Here is a 16,457-nt window from a genome sequence, read left to right as displayed (position 1 = left end):
AACAGTTCAATCAATAAAAGAAAGCAAAGAATTAATTAGCGCAAGGCAAGCAAATTAGTCGCGCCATAAATAAGGGAAAAGTAATAGCGCGGTAGCTACGACAATGGCATTGATAGCACACAACACACCAATGTTGCCGTAAAAAAAACTCCGGTCTACCCCATCCATTGCGCTCTTGCTCAACTTAATAAGCACCAGTATAACAGGGATAATAACCGGAAAACTTAATATAGCCATCAAGGTACCATTATTGCCCGCCTTTGATGCAATAGCCGAGATCATAGTGAACACAGTAGAAAAACTTATGCTCCCTAATAAAACAGCAAGGAAATAATATAATGGGTCACCCAAGGTATTGGGGAAAAACACTTTAAATATCACTAATGCCAATGTGCTCAATAAAGCCATCAGCAAAATATTATAGATTGTTTTAGACAGGATAATGGCCTGCGGGCTGGCAATGGAATAGTAATAGAGTAACCGACTTTTACTTTCCTGCATGAAGCTTTTGGCTATAGCATTCACCGATGCAAACAGCATGATGATCCAAAACAATACGTTCCAAACTATCGCGTAACCACTACTGTTTGAAAAGCCGGGATTAAGGTTCAATGAAATGTAACAAACAAACACGGTTGAAACCACGTACAGCAAAACGCCATTAAAAGCATACTTTGCCCGCCACTCCAGCAAAATCTCTTTTTTTAGCAGATACCATGTTTCGTTAACCAGTTTCATGAGCGCAAATGTAATAATTACCCGCCAGTGAAGGGAGGCATTTGACAAGCTAATAAAATTAGCTTAATTTTGATTATAATATACCAATTACCCATGCCTGTAGCTTATTTCCGCACGCCGGTTGGCATTGCCCGCATTACTGAAGAAGACGGCTTTATAGCATCTGTATCCATACGTGACGAAGATTACGAGATTGAACCTGCCGCTACTGAATTACTGCAAACCACTATCGATCAGTTAAATGAATACTTTGCCGGTACCAGAAAAGAATTTACTTTTCCTATTAAACAGGAAGGCAGTGACTTTCAGCAACAGGTGTGGGATGAGTTATTACGCATTCCTTATGGAGCAACCATTACTTACGCCCAGCAATCAAACCAGATGAACAATCCTTTGGCTATAAGGGCCATCGCATCTGCCAACGGCCGGAATCACCTGTGGGTGGTTGTACCATGTCACCGGGTAATAGGCTCAGATGGCAGCCTCACAGGCTACGCCGGTGGCGTATGGCGCAAAAAATGGTTGCTTGAGCACGAGGCAAAAGTATTGGGCGTCGGGCAAACCAGGCTTGATTTTTAAACATCCACCTTTAACAGCCTCGATATTTTTTCATGCAACTGAAAAGGCTGGAACGGCTTTGAAAGCACGTCATTCATACCTGCCGATAATGCTTCCTGCTGCTCATGGTCATAACTTGCTGCCGATAGCGATATGATAGGAATGCTCCGTTTTGGCTCCTCAAAATCAACCCGGATGGTTCTGGCTGCCTGGTAACCGTTCATTTCGGGCATGTGGGTATCCATTAAAATAATATCGTACTCTTTATTAGTAAGCTTCTCAATCACTTTACGGCCGTTGTCAACCATCTCAACCTCTACGTTCCAATCCTTTAATATTTTGGAAAGCATGAATTGGTTCACCATGTTATCCTCGGCTACCAGCACCTTAACATTATTAAACGGCGGTAGCACCTTGTCAGTTTTTGGGGTTAGTTTGTCTTTGGGTTTAAGGCTTAAGGTATACCAGTTTACAAAGTTGAATGTACTGCCCCTGCCTACCTGGCTGCTTACAGTAAGCTCGCCTCCTTTTAACTCAGCAAGCTTTTTCACTATGGTTAAACCGAGGCCGGTACCACCATATTTGCTTACAGTATCTTCTTCTGCCTGTTCAAACGATTCAAAGATCCTGTTAAGCCTGTCGGCCGGGATCCCTATACCCGTATCCTCAACACTGAATTTTAATTTTACTTTATCATTGTGTTTTTGAAGTACGATGATCTTAAGCTTTACGTATCCCCTTTCGGTAAACTTAAGGGCGTTACTCAGCAGGTTCATCAATATCTGGTTCAGGCGCAATGAATCAAGCATGAGGTATTGCGGTACTTCATCTTCAATATCCAGCAAAAACTCGATGTTATTTTCGTCGGCTTTAAATTTAAGCAGGTTAAAAACCGAATTTACAATATCATAAACATTATTTGCCGTACGAACGATGCTAAATTTACCCGCTTCAATTTTTGAGATATCAAGTACATCATTGATCACACCTAATAATGATTTTGATGAGGTATCAAGCAAATCAAGCATACCTTTTTGCTGATCGGTAAGAGTTGTTTTACGCAAAAGAGAAGTGATACCAATAATACCATTAACCGGTGTACGCAGTTCGTGACTCATATTGGCCAAAAAGGTTTCTTTTACCTTTTTGCTGTATTCCGCGTTTTCCTTTGATTTGATCAACTGTTCCTGGTAGCTTTTTTGCGGAGAAATATCGCTGATATTGATAAAAATGGTTTTATTGCGGTAAGCTGCCCGGCACTCCACCCAAATCACTCTTTTATCAAAAGTTTCAAACTTAAATTCAAAAATGGCATAACTCAGGTTGTCTTTAATGATCTCGCCCAACTTTTTGCGAAACAGCGACCTATGATCATCAATAGCAAGGTCAACAATACTTTTGCCAATCAATTCGGCAGGCCTAAAGCCCATTATTTTTTCGACAGTTGGATTGATATTCTCGATACGGAGAGTTTGCGCATCAACCGAAGAGATAATATCGGCCGAGTTTTTTACAACAATGGCATAGTCCTGCAGGTCATCATTTTTTTGCTTGATTTCGGCCTGGGTACGGGCCAGCTGAACAAATGAATCAACCTTGGCGGATGTAATATAAGGGTCAAGGGGTTTGTAAAGATAATCCACAGCTCCGGTACCGAGACCTTTTACGGCGTACTTGGCTTCTTTTGAAATAGCAGTCACAAAAATCACAAGGATATCTTTGGTACGCGGGTTTGATTTGAGCATTTCAACCAGCTCAAAACCGTCCATTTCAGGCATCTGCACATCAACCAAAGCAATAGCTATATTGGTTTCCCAGGCAATTTTAAGGGCCTCGTTTGGGGAAGTTGTAGAGAATATCTTAATATCATCGCGTTCAAGCAATGCTTCAAGAGCAATTATGTTCTCTTCTCTATCATCAACAATAAGAATATTAACAGGGGTCATTTAATATTAATTAGGGGTTGCTGATTGTTACGAAAGTAAAAGTTTAAAAATCTCATCCTGTGTTAAAACGTATTCGGCAGCACCTAAATTTATAGCTGCCCTTGGCATTTCGGCCATTTCTGCGTCGCCTGGCTCCTGCGCTATAGTAAGGCTGCCGCTTTTCTTTAATTTTAATAAGCCCTCGGCACCATCCTGGTTGGCCCCCGAAAGCAATATAGCGATACACTTATCGCCATAAACCTCGGCAGCGCTTTCAAAAGTAACATCGATTGACGGTTTTGAATACCATACCGGTTCCGATACATCCAGGCTAAAATAACCGCCTTCTTCTATTAACGTATGATAGTTTGCAGGGGCGATAAACATGGTATTCGTTTTAAGAATATCCTTGTCCTCAATTTCGCGCATGTACATACGGCTATTTTCAGCAAACAGTTTTTCTATTTCGCTGAAAAAATTTTTCTTTCTGTGTATGATAAGGATAACGGTTTTTCCCAGTTTTTCGGGAAGATCTTTTATGATCCGGAACAAAATTTTGAACGAGCCCGCCGAACCGCCAAATAACACTATTTGGGCGGCATGCCATCTCTCCAGTAACTTTTTATCAGGTCCCAACTTTTTGATAAATGTTTTCCTTTTGGTTGATCACCTTAAACTTACTCTTAAACGAATCTGACCGGATAGTTTCTTTGCTGCCAAGGCATAAATAACCCAGTGGGCAAAGGCTTTTATAAAATAGGTCAAGGATCCGTTCCTGCAGGTATGTTTCAAAATAAATAAAAACATTCCGGCAACTTATCATCTGAAACTCATTAAATACCGTATCAGATATTAAATTATGTACCGAAAACAACGTATTCTGCTTCAATTCATTGTGTACCGATGCAGCGTCATACAAAATAGTAAAATGATCGGTAATTGAACCTTTTAAATCAGTATACTGATAGTTTTCGGCGTAACTTTTTATATTGCGGAGGCTGTAAATTCCTTTGCGGGCCTCCTTTAAAACTTCGGTATTGATATCGGTACCGTATATGAACGATTTTTTGCCCAAACCGGCCTCTTTAAGCAAGATAGCCATGGAGTAAACCTCTTCGCCTGTTGAACAGCCCGCACTCCAGATCTTCACGTGCTGATAGGTTGAAAGATACGGAACAACCTGGGCATTAACCGCGCGATAGAAAGAAGGATCGCGGAACATCTCGGTTACGTTAACCGTAATTTCTTCCAGAAAGCCCTGAAAAAAATCTGCATTATTAATAAGCACATGCTTGAGGTCATAAAACTCAAACTTGTTAAGCAGCATGATCCGGGTCAACCTCCGTTTTAACGATGCTTTGGTATAACCCGAAAAATCAAACCCATGAACCTTTCTTACAATATCAATAAGTTCATGAACCTGTGCATTTGATATAATTCCCTGCGCTGTATCCATAACTAACTTTCAAGCCAAAGCTGCATCAGCGATATTAACCTATCCATATCAACCGGTTTGGTGATATAATCATTAGCACCAGCCGCTATACATTTTTCGCGGTCGTCTTTCATTGCTTTTGCAGTTAATGCTATTACAGGCAATTTAGCCCATTTGTTTTGCTTGCGGATATGCCTTGTAGCTTCATAGCCATCCATTTTAGGCATCATGATATCCATAAGCACAATATCTATGTCTTTTATTTCTTCCAGTTTGGTTATGGCCTCTTCCCCGTCGTTAGCTATCTCTACATTGAGGTCATAGCTTTGCAGGGCGCTGCTCAACGCAAAAATATTACGCATATCGTCATCAACAATAAGTACCTTTTTGCCTTTAATAGCATCCTTGCCTTTAGTTAATGTTTTAGGTTTTGCAGGAACTGCCGGCGAAGCTTGCGCCGCCGGGGCAATTGCAGTTTCGCTGATCTTGTTCAGGAACAGGTTAACCTCGTCAATCAGCCTGTCGGATGATTTATTGGTTTTAACCACCATAGCATTGGCATAATGCATTAACCTGTTTACCGATGTTTTATCAAGCTCCATGGCTGTATTGATAATAACCGGCAGGGAAGCAAAGCGGTCAACCTCTTTGATCTTATCCAACAGATCCAGTCCAGAGATATCAGGCAGGTTAAGATCAAGGATCACACACTGGTATTCATTTTCGTGCAGCATCCTGAAAGCCGATTCGCCATCAAAAGCCTGATCGACAGTTATACCCTGGCTTTGCATCAGGTCTTTCAATGCCTGGCTTTGGGCTTTATGATCTTCAACCAGCAGGATCTGTTTGAACCTGGTACCGCTTTGTACCATAATATCGGCAAAAAGCTTATCCAGCGTTTCGGTATTGATAGGCTTTTTCATGAAGTTGATTGCCCCTTCCCTGCGTACACGGTTGGCAGCCGCATCTCCAGCCGACATCAGGTGAACCGGGATATGCATCGTATCCTCATCGTTCTTCAACTCCTTCAGTATCTGCCAGCCGTCTTTACCAGGCAGCATGATATCCAATATTACTGCATCGGGTCTGGCTTCTTTAACAATTTCAACCGCACGGGTACCCTCATACACCATAACTGATTTATAACCATGCTCGCGGGCGTAATCCTGCAATATATTGGCAAAGTTTTTATCGTCCTCGACAATTACTACCAAAGGCTCTCTGCCCGGCTCGCGCTGTGCAGCTTTTACCGGTGCTAAAAATTCGGCAGTTGCTTTGAAAGTTTCGGCAGTTGGCAGTATATCTTCAGTTACGGTAGCCGTTGTTATTTTGGCTTCATAAGGTACTGTAATTACAAATTCGCTGCCTATACCCGGCTCACTGCTCAAGGTTATGCTGCCGCCCAAAAGGTAAGCAAGCTCGCGACTTATAGATAAACCTAAACCGGTACCACCATATTTACGGCTTGTTGAACCATCGGCCTGCTGAAATGCTTCAAATATAACTTTCTGCTTATCGGCCGGGATCCCGATACCCGAATCTTTTATGGCAAAGCTGATGCTCTTATCTTTTGCACCCGGCCTTACATTTATTGAAATAGAGCCATTTTCGGGCGTAAACTTAAATGCATTACTTAAAAGGTTTTTGACCACCTGTTCAAGGCGCACCTTGTCGGTAAATATGGTTTGCGGCAGCTCTTTAGCTACACTTGTGGTATAGTTGATCTTTTTGTTGCTGGCTACTTCGGCAAACAGCATTTCCATATCGCCAACAATATCGCTTACCTTAATATCCTCATTCTGCATATCCAGCTTGCCCGATTCAATTTTTGAAAGGTCGAGGATATCATTGATCAAAGTAAGCAGGTCATTACCGGCGTTGAAAATAACACTGGCGTATTTGATCTGGTCTTCAGAAAGGTTAAGTGGTTTGTTATCTTTAAGGATACGCGCCAGTACCAGGATACTGTTAAGCGGCGTACGCAGCTCATGGCTCATGTTTGCCAAAAACTCCGATTTGTACTTGCCTGTGGTTTCCAGCTCTTCAACCTTAAGGTTAATAGCATGGCGGGCCTGTTCAATAGCCTGGTTTTTTTCTTCAAGCAAACTGGCTTTCTCTTCCAGTTCGGCATTGGTGGTGCGCAGTTCTTCCTGCTGTACACGAAGTTCTTCTTCTGATGCCTGAAGCTCTTCAGTTTTTTGAACAAGCTCCTCGTTGGTAACACGCAGTTCTTCCTGTTGTGCTTCCAATTCTTCTGCTTGCTGCTGGGTTTCCTCGTACAGGTCATGCATAATAGTGCGTGCCTGCGAGGTATTAACCGCTATGCCTATATCATTGGCGATAGCTAAAATATATTCAGATTTATTTTTTGAGATCCCTTCATTAAAAGCAATCTCCATTACACCTTTAAGCTTTTTATCAAAAAAGAAAGGTATAATAAGTGATTCGGCCAGTTCGGTTTTTAATACCGACGATGAAAGCTCAAGCTTATCGTTCAGTTTACCTTTTACGACAGCAGCTTTGCCATCTTTTGCTACCTGGCCCAACCAGCCTTCGGTCATTTGTACCGACTTCTTAATAAAATCTGGATTGTGAAACGCATACGAGGCATAAAGATCAAGCTTGTTGTTTGCTTCGTTATACAGGTAAAATGTACCCGCCGCAGCACTTGTATAGGTACAAACTTCGCTTAATATATTATTTGATAACTCTTTTTCAACCTGCTGGCCCTGCATTTTTTCATTCAACTGGCCGGTTCCGGTAAGCAGCCAGTTTTTGGCTTCATTATCGGCAAGTACTTTACCAAGTTCAATGTTAGCAACCCGGATCTCCTCTTCAATTTTCTTTTGCTGATCAAAAGTTTTTTGAATGTAGAAAAACAATATTAAGACGATCAACAAGAATACAGCTGAACCAGCTATAATCACAAAGACTGCTGTATAAGAGGCTGATTCAGAACTCTTTTTACGATCCTGCAAAAATTGGCTTTCCGATTTGATGATGTTGGCTATGATCGATCTGATCATGTCCATATTTTGCTTGCCATTCAAAAACATATTGTTCTGCACCATGAAGTCTAATCCTTTGGCTTCGCGGGTATCAATATCTTCTTTAAGAATAATTCGTTGGGAGGCAACAAGCGAGGTTAACGAATCTATCCGGGCTTGCTGAACAAGATTGTCTTTGGTAAGGTCGCGCAGCTCCTGCAGATCAACACCAAGACGCGGAAGTGCCTCATTATAGGGATCAAGAAATGCCTTTCTGTTGGTTGCCCCGTAACCACGCATGCCTGTTTCGGCATCGATAAGATGCTGCAACAGGTTATTTGACGAGCGAATAACGTTTTGTGTATGATCAACCCAAACATTATCATCCTCAAACTTGCGGATACTGGTGTATGATAAAACACCAACCACAAAAACAAGGATTATCGATACTACAAAGCCCGCTAAAACCTGCTGGCGGAAGGAAAACTTTAACATTAGGTATTCGTATTAATCTGAATTACAAATATGTTTAAAAAAAGCTGTAATGTAAACCCACGGCTTTCTTTAAACACACCGGGAATATTAATTTACTGTTGTAGTATCTGCAGCAGTTGGTATAAAAACCTTTGGTTTGCCGCTTAAAGCACCCATTAAAGCCAAAACCGGGCCGGCAAACATCACATACCAGCCCCATTGAAATTTAAGCTGGCTGGTTAAAAATTTATTGACACCCTTGAACGGAATAAAGCTGAATGCCGAATTTACTTTGAAAATAGCTGCAACCAGCAATAACACCACAAGCGTCAGTGACAGCCAGGCAGCAACACGCATAATTTTTGCCTGGTTAAGGAACGATACAATAATGCCAACAACAGCGACCAATAAAAGCACCAGGCCATAGGGTTGGTTAAGCTTGTAAATATTCCAGCTGGCTACATGGAATACCCGCAGCAAGGGGCAATAGGTTGCTGCAAATAGCAGGGCAAAGCCTACAAATGATAAAATTGAGCTAAGGCGCATATTTAGGTTGTTATTTTTGAGTTATCTCCATTTTGTCGGCAAAGTGGGCACAATAGTCGCGCAGGTCCTCAACAATGTTCTTTTCGCCGGTTGCACGTAAAAAGCTATCGCCCATGGTTTGCAGGGTTTCATAGAAAAAGCGTTTCATTTCGTCAACAGGCATATCTTTTGTCCAAAGGTCAATACGCAGGGTATTTTTATAGCTTTGGTCCCAAAGGGCAAGCATCATTGATTTTACAGGCAAGGCTTCTTTGGTGGTTGAGTCCGTTGATTCCCAAAGGATATGTTCAGGAACGTTATTATCATCAAGCGTAACGGTAAGCTTTATTTCAGCGGTTTTCATTTCAATTTTTATTTAACAAGTAAGAATATAATTATAACCAGAACAATGAAGAATGTCTCCACCATCCATATTTTTTTGGTTTCAATAAAAAAGTTGCGGAACATGATATCAATCACAAAAACCACAAAGGCAAACAACAAAAAGATCCAGCCAATGGTACCACCCCAGTGTTCAAGCGGTCGCCCGGCTATGCCTGCTCCGTAAATAAAAACATAGGCAGCAACGGCTACCAAAAACGCAGTAAAAAGGTTTAAAGGGGTAAATCTGAATTTCATTGATTGGGCTTAGTGTCTTTTTTTGCTTTTGGATGATCGGCCAGTACCCTGCCTTGCTGCCTTTGAGCCATATTTGGACTTGTCTTTATTGGCGTCAAATTTTTTGCGTTGATTAAGGCTTTTCTTTTCGTGGAAAGCGCCTTTAAAGTCAGGATCTTCTTTGCGCTTTTGCAAGTCGATCTCTTTGGCCTGTTCCTGGCGTTCTTCGTAAGGGGTTTCCTCTATAAATACATCATCAGGAATTTTTTCAACCGGGATGGTTTGTTTGATCAGCTTTTCTATTTTGCCTACATAGTACTCTTCAGATGGCGTACAAAAAGTAATAGCCTCTCCCGACTGCAGGGCACGTCCTGTACGGCCAATCCTATGTACATAATCCTCATAAACCACCGGCACATCAAAGTTAATTACATGGCTTACATCGCTTACATCAATACCGCGCGATGCCACATCCGTAGCTACCAATATTTTCACCTCATCGTTTTTAAACGAGTTGATGGAGTTGATCCGCGTATTTTGACCTTTGTTGGCATGCAATACTTTCACCTCCTGTTCCCCGTATTTACGGGTCAGGAATTTATAAACATCCTCGGCCACCGCACGGGTTTTACAAAACACAATGAGCTTGGTGATGTCGCCTTCAATGTCGAGCAGTTTTTTAAGCAGGTTTATTTTGGTTTTGATATTGGGCACATGGTATAAGTGCTGGTTAACCGTTTGTGCCGGCGTAGCCTGTGGTGTAACCTCAATAACAGTAGGAAACTCCAGGAAGTTAGCCGAAAGCTGATGTACCTTCTCACTCATGGTGGCCGAAAAAAGCAGGTTTTGTCTTTTCACAGGCACTACTTCCAGGATGCGGTTTATCTGAGGCATAAAGCCCATATCCATCATTTTATCGGCCTCATCCAAAACCAGCACCTGCAATGTTTTGGTTACGATATGGCCTGCAAGATAGATATCCATGAAACGACCGGGAGATGCCACAATAATATCAACACCTTTGTTGATCTGCTCTATTTGTGTTTTTGGGCCTAAGCCTCCATAAAGTACTACTACACGCAAATCGGTATTTGCAGCAAATATTTTCACATTTTCCTCTATCTGCATGGCCAGCTCGCGGGTAGGTGAAATGATCAGCGCACGGGCATGATCGCCCTGGGCATATTTCAGCTTCATGATAATAGGCAACACATAAGCCGCCGTTTTACCGGTGCCGGTTTGCGCTATACCCATCACGTCCTGCCCGTTCATAATAGGCGGAATAGCTTTTTGCTGGATAGGCGTAGCTTCGGTATAACCGGCATCGGCTATCGCGTTCAAAATTTGCCGGTTAAATTTAAAATCTTCAAAGGTTACTGCCATGCCGCAAAGATAGGCTTTTTGTTGAAGTAGGAACAATTGCCCAAAACATGGTGATGTCAGGATTTTGGGGAGAGAGATAAGAAATCAAGAGTCAGGAAACAAGACGATTGCGTAAAAGTGTCGAATATCAATCGTCAAAACATCAAAAACGTCATTGCGAGGTGCGAAGCAATCGCGAACTATACAGGGCGGCTCTGTAGGTCGGGGATTGCTTCGTACCTCGCAATGACGTGGATTTATGTGGGATATCTAAAAAAATCAGGCATTATACACTCCTGCAAACTCCTTAGCAAAATCAGCCAAACTAACCTTACCGGCTGTGGCAGGTTTATGCTTATCATAATCTTCCCAAATCTTTGCACTCCGTACTGCGGTGCCCATTTCAACAAAGTTGCGGGTCATTTCGGGAGGAACACCTGCCTGCAATAAGCCTTCGGCAAGCTGCTCATCAGTAAATTCAATCCATGGCAAGCCGGGGTTACCAATAGCCTCGCCTAAAACAGCAGCTACCTCACCGGTTGTTGAATCATCGCTTACAATGTAGCGTACGCTTTTACCGCTAAAATCCTGCAGCAATTCTTCGGCGACTGCAGCTGCAATATCAGTAGGATGTACCATGATCAGTCTTGCATCAGCAGGGTAGTTTGAGCCGATTATCCCCTGGTGTTTGATAAGCGGAATGTTGCTGTAAAAATTGATATAGAAGAACGGTGCGCGAATAAATTTCACGGCTACACCATCCAGCCCGCTCAAAATACCTTCAACATCGTGGATTCCTTTTATCGGGCCCACTCCGCTATCCAGATGCGCACCGATACTGCTTAACGCAACAACCTTTTTTATACCTGACCGCTTGATGGCCTGTGCATAACTTTTACCGGTTTCATTTTGATATGCTCTTAAGCTTTCGGCACTAAAGCTTGGTGGTACCATAGCGTAAAGCGCATCGGCACCGGTAAATGTTTCGGTTAAAAAATCGGCATCGATCAGTGAGCCAATTGCTGCTTTAGCGCCCAGCGCTTCAATATCTGCTACTTTATCTGCACTGCTGCTGATTACTGTTACGTTGTGCCCTGCGGCAACCAAAGTTTGTGTTAACGGTTTGCTTATATTACCTATTGAACCTGTTACTATAATTTTCATGATTACTTGTTTTTTGTTGATGACAAAGGTATTTTTACACTTACTTTTTTACAAGTACTTACCCTAAAGTATGTATCATCATGACTGCGATAAAAGAAAGCTCAACCATACAGGAAAACAAACAAGCCGCTTTTAATGAATGCCCGGTGACTTATGTCATGGAACGCGTAGGTGGATACTGGAAGCCCATTATTTTATTTCACCTGCTAACAGGCAGCAAACGTTACAGCGAACTAAGAAAATCTATCCCGGCCATTACCGAAAAAATGCTGATCCAACACTTGAAACAGTTGGAAGCAGATGGTATCATCATTAGGGAATCCAAACCAGTTGTGCCGCCTTACGTAAGCTACCGGCTCAGTGAAACAGGTATGGGTTTGCGGCCGGTGATGTACGCCATGGCTAAATGGGCAGTTGAAGATAGCGAAGCAAATGGCAAAGCTATTTACAGAAGTTTAGGTGAGTTCCCTACTGAGGAAGCATTTGCCGAAATGTAATTACGTTTCCCACCCAAACTTATGAAGTTTTAAAAACTTCGTAAGTTTGACCTGTTATAATTATTATAAATAAATCCGAAATCGAAAACCCCAAATCCGAAATCAAACCCATGTCTACAATCCTGATAAAAGCAGCCACCATAGTTAACGAGCATAAACAATACGTTGCCGATGTATTGATCAAAGATGGTTTGATAGATCGTATTGACTCGGTAATTGACCAACAAGCCGACGAAATCATTAACGCTGAAGGCCTGCATTTACTCCCCGGTTGCATTGACGACCAGGTACATTTCCGTGAGCCGGGTTTGACTTACAAGGCCGATATTTATACCGAATCAAGAGCTGCTGTGGCGGGCGGGATCACCTCATTTATGGAGATGCCAAACACCGTACCCAACACCCTAACCCAGGAATTATTGGAGGATAAATATCAGATCGCATCGCGAAATTCGTTGGCTAATTATTCGTTTTTTATGGGTGCCTCCAATAACAATTTAGATGAGGTTTTGCGTACCGATATCAACAACGTTTGCGGTATTAAAGTTTTCATGGGATCCTCTACCGGAAACATGCTGGTTGACGATCCCAACACACTCGAAAAACTCTTCGCTCAAGCCCCCACGCTGATCGCTACTCACTGCGAAGATGAGGCTACGATCAAGAGCAATCTTGCCCATTACAAACAACTGCTTGGTGAAAATATCCCGGTGCGTTTACACCCTAAGATCAGGAGTGCAGAGGCTTGTTATTTGTCGTCATCAATGGCGATTGAGCTCGCCAAAAAACACAAGACGCGCCTGCATATTTTACATATTTCTACCGAGCGCGAAACACATCTTTTTGACAACACCACACCATTAAAAGATAAACGTATTACTGCTGAAGCCTGCATCCATCACCTATGGTTTACCGATGCCGATTATGAAACAAAAGGCAACTATATTAAGTGGAACCCGGCAGTAAAAACAGAGGCCGATCGCGACGGAATTTTGAAAGCAGTATTGGACGGCCGTATTGATGTTATTGCTACCGACCATGCCCCTCACACCATCGAAGAAAAAGGGCAACCTTACCTGCAGGCCCCTTCCGGTGGCCCCTTAGTTCAACATGCCTTACCCGCCATGTTAGAATTGTACCACCATGGCAAGATCAGCCTTGAACAAATAGTAGAAAAAATGGCGCATAACGTAGCCATCCTTTTCCAAATAGAAAAACGCGGCTTCATCCGCGAAGGTTACTGGGCCGATTTAGTACTGGTTAACTTAAACAAACCCTGGAACGTAAACAAAAACAACATCTTATATAAGTGCAACTGGAGCCCATTTGAAGGTGATACCTTCCGATCCCAGATAGCTTGCACGTTGATATCAGGTAATTTGGCTTATGCTAACGGAAAGCTTATTGAAGGTAAAGCTGGCAAGCGATTGACTTTTAGCCGGTAATCAGGATCAGAATTTGCAGAATTTTATAATTTACAGAATTTTCTGGAAGGGAAAAAGCTTTTGCTTCTTCCCTTTTTTTGATTTGTGACTTCTTGGAATCGTCATTGCAAGGCACGAAGCAATCGCGAACTATACAAAGTCGACTTGCTAATCGGGGATTGCTTCGTGCCTCGCAATGACGCGGTTATAATATCATCAATTCACCCCAACAAAAACCTCTACTTCAGCATCAGCTGGATTCTGTGACCTGTCGCCATACACGTCAAAATCAGCCATATATCTCCTGTCGATATCACTTGTCCAGATTTGGTGCCAGGTTTCTCCTACAGATTGCGGCAGCGCACCCTTGGCTATATAGCGGTTATAATTTCCGGGAGGTACGGTAATGCAGATCAACCCTTCGGGGATATTATCTTTGGTAGCTACCCTGCACCCAAGTACGGTGGTATAAAAGCCATCCTTATCGCTTTCATAATCGGTGTACACACAATAAATATCATCACTGAGGCGGTTTACTACCTGCTGTAAAACATGCTCACTCATAAACCAGTTCCAGAGGCCGCCAATGTCTTTCATCGCCTGTCCGTTCTGATTTGTAGTGCGCACCGAAATTCCGACTAAAAAGAAGCCTTTCATTGTTATTTTATCCATATCAGGGGGTATTACTATTTGTTATATTGATATATAATTAACTTTTAAACAAATAATTATAATGATTATATAAATTATAGGTTCACCGTTACAATTACTCAATCAGTTTTCTCAATTCTTCAAAAAGCCCTTTCCAGTTTTGTTCCGAATGTGCTTTGGCTTCCTCATTTTTAACATTATCCTGGGTAACGGTAAGTTCCGTTTCACCATTATTTTCGGTTAAGTTGTAGGTGATGTTGGCATAGTTTTCGGGCTTGTCTTCGGTGCCACTCATGCTGCTCCAGTAGCTGTATTTTACAAACGTGCCGGAATCTATATCCAGGATAGTCCCGTGGTCCTCGTACTTATGCCCGTTCCATTCTCCACTGAATTTAATGGGCTCCCCTACTCTCCAGCTCGACTCGAGATCGGTGCCAAAAAAGTACTCTTTTACCAAAGCAGGATCAGTAAGGCCCTGCCAAACTTTTGCCATCGGTGCTTTAAATTTTACCTGCACATTTACTGTTAGTTTTTCCATAATGTAGCTTTATTTAGTAGTGGTTTATCTTCGGTTATCATCTGCTCTTTTATCTTTTCAAAATCAGTGCCGGGAACTTCAAAAAAACCAAACCTTAAGTTGTAACTCCACGCTTTTTTATTGGTGATAAAACCAAGCTCGTCAATCATCGGGACTATCGGCGCCTCGGCACATTCATAGTAATTTACATTGCGGCGATAAGGCGTAAAATCAATAGCCATTTGCTTTTGATAGATATCTTCATCCCTCACCTGGCCAATGGCAGTAAAGGCCCGCAAAGGTTCATCGCCGTTCATCTTTTGCTTAGGAGAGTATACCGCTACCCAGTCGCCAACCGCCATACGTTTAAGCGGTGCAAGCTTACCATGATTAGCCTGAATAAAGCCCCCGGAAATACCCCGACTAATGTGATCTTTTGATACTACTATTATCCAATGTTTCATAAGTGTATGGTTTAAATTACCCGCAAAAACATGACCAATAAAAGCCCCGTCCTTGCTATTATGAAACAAAGTAACAATGCGCTGGTGACAACCTTATGTCAGCAGGAAAAAAGCAAATGAAAATTAATTTATTTTTTGGCTGATGGTTGCGGTGATTTCCCGCACACGCTGCAACAGGGTATCGGGTTTGATGATCTCAGCACGATCGCCAAAGGTCATATACCAGCGGGCAAACCCTTCAATGGACATGGTAAGGAAAGTCATCTCAATTTTATTGCCGATAGTGTTTTCCGACACAAAACCACCGTAATATTTTTGATGATCCAAATAGCTATGGATCTCCTTGTCAACTTTGATCACCACCTGCTCAAGCTGCTTTTCGCAAGCCATTTTATCAATATAATCTTTTAACGTAGGGTGTTTGCTGTTCACATAACTTTTATCCGTTACCGCAAGCTTTTTAATACGGTCCAACCTAAAATCGCGGTAGTCATTGCGGAGGCGGCAGTAAGCTATCAAGTGCCAGAAACTATCCAGGAAAAACACACCCACCGGCTCTACGTCGCGTTTGGTATTTTCCTGCGAGTGGGCTGCGAAGTAGTCAATGCACATGATCTTTTTACATACGATACAATCCAGTATGGTTTGGATATGATCGGTGCTTCCTGCACGTTTTTGGCTGTGGCTTTTCAGCACCTCGATGCTGCCGTCAAGATTTTCCAAAGCATCCTTTTCGGATGATTTCAGGATGGCCCGCACTTTGTACATGGCCGATTGATACTGTGCCATGGTTGAAGTATCAGTAAGCTTTTCAACAAATTTTTCGGCGGTTAAAAAAGCGGTGGCTTCCTCTCGCGTAAACATAACCGGGGGCAGGCGGTAACCGTCCATAATGGAGTAACCAACGCCGGCTTCACCTATCAGTGGGATTCCCGCTTCTTCAAGCGTTTTGATATCGCGGTAAACGGTACGCAGACTGATGTTGAACCTATCGGCAATATCGCCGGCTTTCACCACCCTGCGTGATTGTAGTTGGATCAAAATAGCTGATATTCGGTCGATGCGGTTCATGGCGTCCAAATTAAACAAAAAACAATTTACCTTTGATCAATATTTAT

General features: G+C 42.4%; 17 protein-coding genes. 3 read left to right on the top strand and 14 right to left on the bottom strand.

Annotated features, from left to right (window positions below; translation table 11 throughout):
• Positions 1 to 54: 54 nt before the first annotated feature.
• On the bottom strand, positions 55 to 738 hold the full coding sequence (locus AC1DUD_RS23255) for a heme exporter protein CcmB (RefSeq protein WP_477378839.1): 684 nt from the start codon (positions 736 to 738) through the stop codon (positions 55 to 57).
• A 93-nt stretch (positions 739 to 831) separates the two neighbouring features.
• Here AC1DUD_RS23255 and AC1DUD_RS23250 point away from each other — a divergent pair, with 93 nt between their 5' ends.
• Positions 832 to 1,317 (top strand): methylated-DNA--[protein]-cysteine S-methyltransferase, encoded by a 486-nt coding sequence (locus tag AC1DUD_RS23250; protein WP_477378837.1) that lies wholly within the window; start codon positions 832 to 834, stop codon positions 1,315 to 1,317.
• Here the strand turns inward: AC1DUD_RS23250 and AC1DUD_RS23245 are convergent.
• From AC1DUD_RS23245 to AC1DUD_RS23205, 9 genes are all read right to left on the bottom strand, one after another.
• On the bottom strand, positions 1,314 to 3,242 hold the full coding sequence (locus tag AC1DUD_RS23245; RefSeq protein ID WP_477378834.1) for a hybrid sensor histidine kinase/response regulator: 1,929 nt from the start codon (positions 3,240 to 3,242) through the stop codon (positions 1,314 to 1,316). The two genes, AC1DUD_RS23250 and AC1DUD_RS23245, sit on opposite strands and share 4 nt — an antisense overlap.
• A 27-nt stretch (positions 3,243 to 3,269) precedes the next feature.
• Positions 3,270 to 3,857 (bottom strand): chemotaxis protein CheB, encoded by a 588-nt coding sequence (locus AC1DUD_RS23240; RefSeq protein WP_477378832.1) that lies wholly within the window; start codon positions 3,855 to 3,857, stop codon positions 3,270 to 3,272.
• Entirely contained in the window at positions 3,847 to 4,677 is an 831-nt protein-coding gene (locus tag AC1DUD_RS23235) for a CheR family methyltransferase (protein ID WP_199719352.1), read from the bottom strand. Before AC1DUD_RS23235 ends, AC1DUD_RS23240 begins: the two co-directional genes overlap by 11 nt.
• 2 nt (positions 4,678 to 4,679) lie before the next feature.
• On the bottom strand, positions 4,680 to 8,138 hold the full coding sequence (locus tag AC1DUD_RS23230; protein ID WP_477378829.1) for a response regulator: 3,459 nt from the start codon (positions 8,136 to 8,138) through the stop codon (positions 4,680 to 4,682).
• An 87-nt stretch (positions 8,139 to 8,225) separates the two neighbouring features.
• Positions 8,226 to 8,663, bottom strand: coding sequence for a hypothetical protein (locus AC1DUD_RS23225; protein ID WP_477378827.1), 438 nt, complete (start codon positions 8,661 to 8,663; stop codon positions 8,226 to 8,228).
• 10 nt (positions 8,664 to 8,673) lie between these two features.
• A complete protein-coding gene (gldC, locus tag AC1DUD_RS23220; RefSeq protein ID WP_477378825.1) occupies positions 8,674 to 9,006 on the bottom strand; it encodes a gliding motility protein GldC in 333 nt (110 codons plus the stop codon).
• A gap of 8 nt (positions 9,007 to 9,014) precedes the next feature.
• Positions 9,015 to 9,281, bottom strand: a complete 267-nt coding sequence (locus AC1DUD_RS23215) for a hypothetical protein (protein ID WP_243480996.1) — start codon at positions 9,279 to 9,281, stop codon at positions 9,015 to 9,017.
• 9 nt (positions 9,282 to 9,290) lie between these two features.
• Positions 9,291 to 10,643: a DEAD/DEAH box helicase gene (locus tag AC1DUD_RS23210; RefSeq protein WP_477378822.1), complete on the bottom strand. Its 1,353-nt coding sequence runs from the start codon at positions 10,641 to 10,643 to the stop codon at positions 9,291 to 9,293.
• Between the two features lie 258 nt (positions 10,644 to 10,901).
• Entirely contained in the window at positions 10,902 to 11,786 is an 885-nt protein-coding gene (locus AC1DUD_RS23205; protein WP_477378820.1) for an NmrA family NAD(P)-binding protein, read from the bottom strand.
• A gap of 80 nt (positions 11,787 to 11,866) precedes the next feature.
• Here AC1DUD_RS23205 and AC1DUD_RS23200 point away from each other — a divergent pair, with 80 nt between their 5' ends.
• A complete protein-coding gene (locus AC1DUD_RS23200) occupies positions 11,867 to 12,283 on the top strand; it encodes a winged helix-turn-helix transcriptional regulator (RefSeq protein ID WP_477378818.1) in 417 nt (138 codons plus the stop codon).
• Between the two features lie 110 nt (positions 12,284 to 12,393).
• On the top strand, positions 12,394 to 13,728 hold the full coding sequence (locus AC1DUD_RS23195; protein WP_477378816.1) for a dihydroorotase: 1,335 nt from the start codon (positions 12,394 to 12,396) through the stop codon (positions 13,726 to 13,728).
• A 195-nt stretch (positions 13,729 to 13,923) separates the two neighbouring features.
• Here AC1DUD_RS23195 and AC1DUD_RS23190 read toward each other — a convergent pair whose 3' ends face one another.
• The 4 genes from AC1DUD_RS23190 to AC1DUD_RS23175 all read right to left on the bottom strand — a co-directional run bounded on the left by AC1DUD_RS23190 (position 13,924) and on the right by AC1DUD_RS23175 (position 16,410).
• Entirely contained in the window at positions 13,924 to 14,379 is a 456-nt protein-coding gene (locus AC1DUD_RS23190; protein WP_477378814.1) for a GyrI-like domain-containing protein, read from the bottom strand.
• A 94-nt stretch (positions 14,380 to 14,473) separates the two neighbouring features.
• Positions 14,474 to 14,896: an SRPBCC family protein gene (locus AC1DUD_RS23185; RefSeq protein WP_477378811.1), complete on the bottom strand. Its 423-nt coding sequence runs from the start codon at positions 14,894 to 14,896 to the stop codon at positions 14,474 to 14,476.
• The gene (locus tag AC1DUD_RS23180) at positions 14,884 to 15,339 is read right to left on the bottom strand and encodes an EVE domain-containing protein (RefSeq protein WP_477378809.1); all 456 of its coding nucleotides are present in this window, start codon (positions 15,337 to 15,339) and stop codon (positions 14,884 to 14,886) included. The genes AC1DUD_RS23185 and AC1DUD_RS23180 overlap by 13 nt, the downstream gene beginning before the upstream one ends.
• A 123-nt stretch (positions 15,340 to 15,462) precedes the next feature.
• Entirely contained in the window at positions 15,463 to 16,410 is a 948-nt protein-coding gene (locus AC1DUD_RS23175) for a helix-turn-helix transcriptional regulator (RefSeq protein WP_477378807.1), read from the bottom strand.
• Positions 16,411 to 16,457: the final 47 nt, after the last annotated feature.

It is taken from the genome of Mucilaginibacter sp. P4_A11 (genome assembly GCF_056402535.1).
Note: the sequence above shows the minus strand (reverse complement) of the source record. Positions and strands in the feature narration are given on the sequence as shown.

Bases quoted from the DNA above. Each gene is read 5' to 3' on its own strand.
- AC1DUD_RS23255 (WP_477378839.1), bottom strand. From the start codon at position 738: ATGAAACTGGTTAACGAAACATGGTATCTGCTAAAAAAAGAGATTTTG.
- AC1DUD_RS23190 (WP_477378814.1), bottom strand. From the start codon at position 14,379: ATGGATAAAATAACAATGAAAGGCTTCTTTTTAGTCGGAATTTCGGTG.
- AC1DUD_RS23180 (WP_477378809.1), bottom strand. From the start codon at position 15,339: ATGAAACATTGGATAATAGTAGTATCAAAAGATCACATTAGTCGGGGT.
- AC1DUD_RS23205 (WP_477378820.1), bottom strand. From the start codon at position 11,786: ATGAAAATTATAGTAACAGGTTCAATAGGTAATATAAGCAAACCGTTA.
- gldC (WP_477378825.1), bottom strand. From the start codon at position 9,006: ATGAAAACCGCTGAAATAAAGCTTACCGTTACGCTTGATGATAATAAC.
- AC1DUD_RS23235 (WP_199719352.1), bottom strand. From the start codon at position 4,677: ATGGATACAGCGCAGGGAATTATATCAAATGCACAGGTTCATGAACTT.
- AC1DUD_RS23215 (WP_243480996.1), bottom strand. From the start codon at position 9,281: ATGAAATTCAGATTTACCCCTTTAAACCTTTTTACTGCGTTTTTGGTA.
- AC1DUD_RS23185 (WP_477378811.1), bottom strand. From the start codon at position 14,896: ATGGAAAAACTAACAGTAAATGTGCAGGTAAAATTTAAAGCACCGATG.
- AC1DUD_RS23230 (WP_477378829.1), bottom strand. From the start codon at position 8,138: ATGTTAAAGTTTTCCTTCCGCCAGCAGGTTTTAGCGGGCTTTGTAGTA.
- AC1DUD_RS23175 (WP_477378807.1), bottom strand. From the start codon at position 16,410: ATGAACCGCATCGACCGAATATCAGCTATTTTGATCCAACTACAATCA.
- AC1DUD_RS23225 (WP_477378827.1), bottom strand. From the start codon at position 8,663: ATGCGCCTTAGCTCAATTTTATCATTTGTAGGCTTTGCCCTGCTATTT.
- AC1DUD_RS23195 (WP_477378816.1), top strand. From the start codon at position 12,394: ATGTCTACAATCCTGATAAAAGCAGCCACCATAGTTAACGAGCATAAA.
- AC1DUD_RS23210 (WP_477378822.1), bottom strand. From the start codon at position 10,643: ATGGCAGTAACCTTTGAAGATTTTAAATTTAACCGGCAAATTTTGAAC.
- AC1DUD_RS23245 (WP_477378834.1), bottom strand. From the start codon at position 3,242: ATGACCCCTGTTAATATTCTTATTGTTGATGATAGAGAAGAGAACATA.
- AC1DUD_RS23200 (WP_477378818.1), top strand. From the start codon at position 11,867: ATGACTGCGATAAAAGAAAGCTCAACCATACAGGAAAACAAACAAGCC.
- AC1DUD_RS23250 (WP_477378837.1), top strand. From the start codon at position 832: ATGCCTGTAGCTTATTTCCGCACGCCGGTTGGCATTGCCCGCATTACT.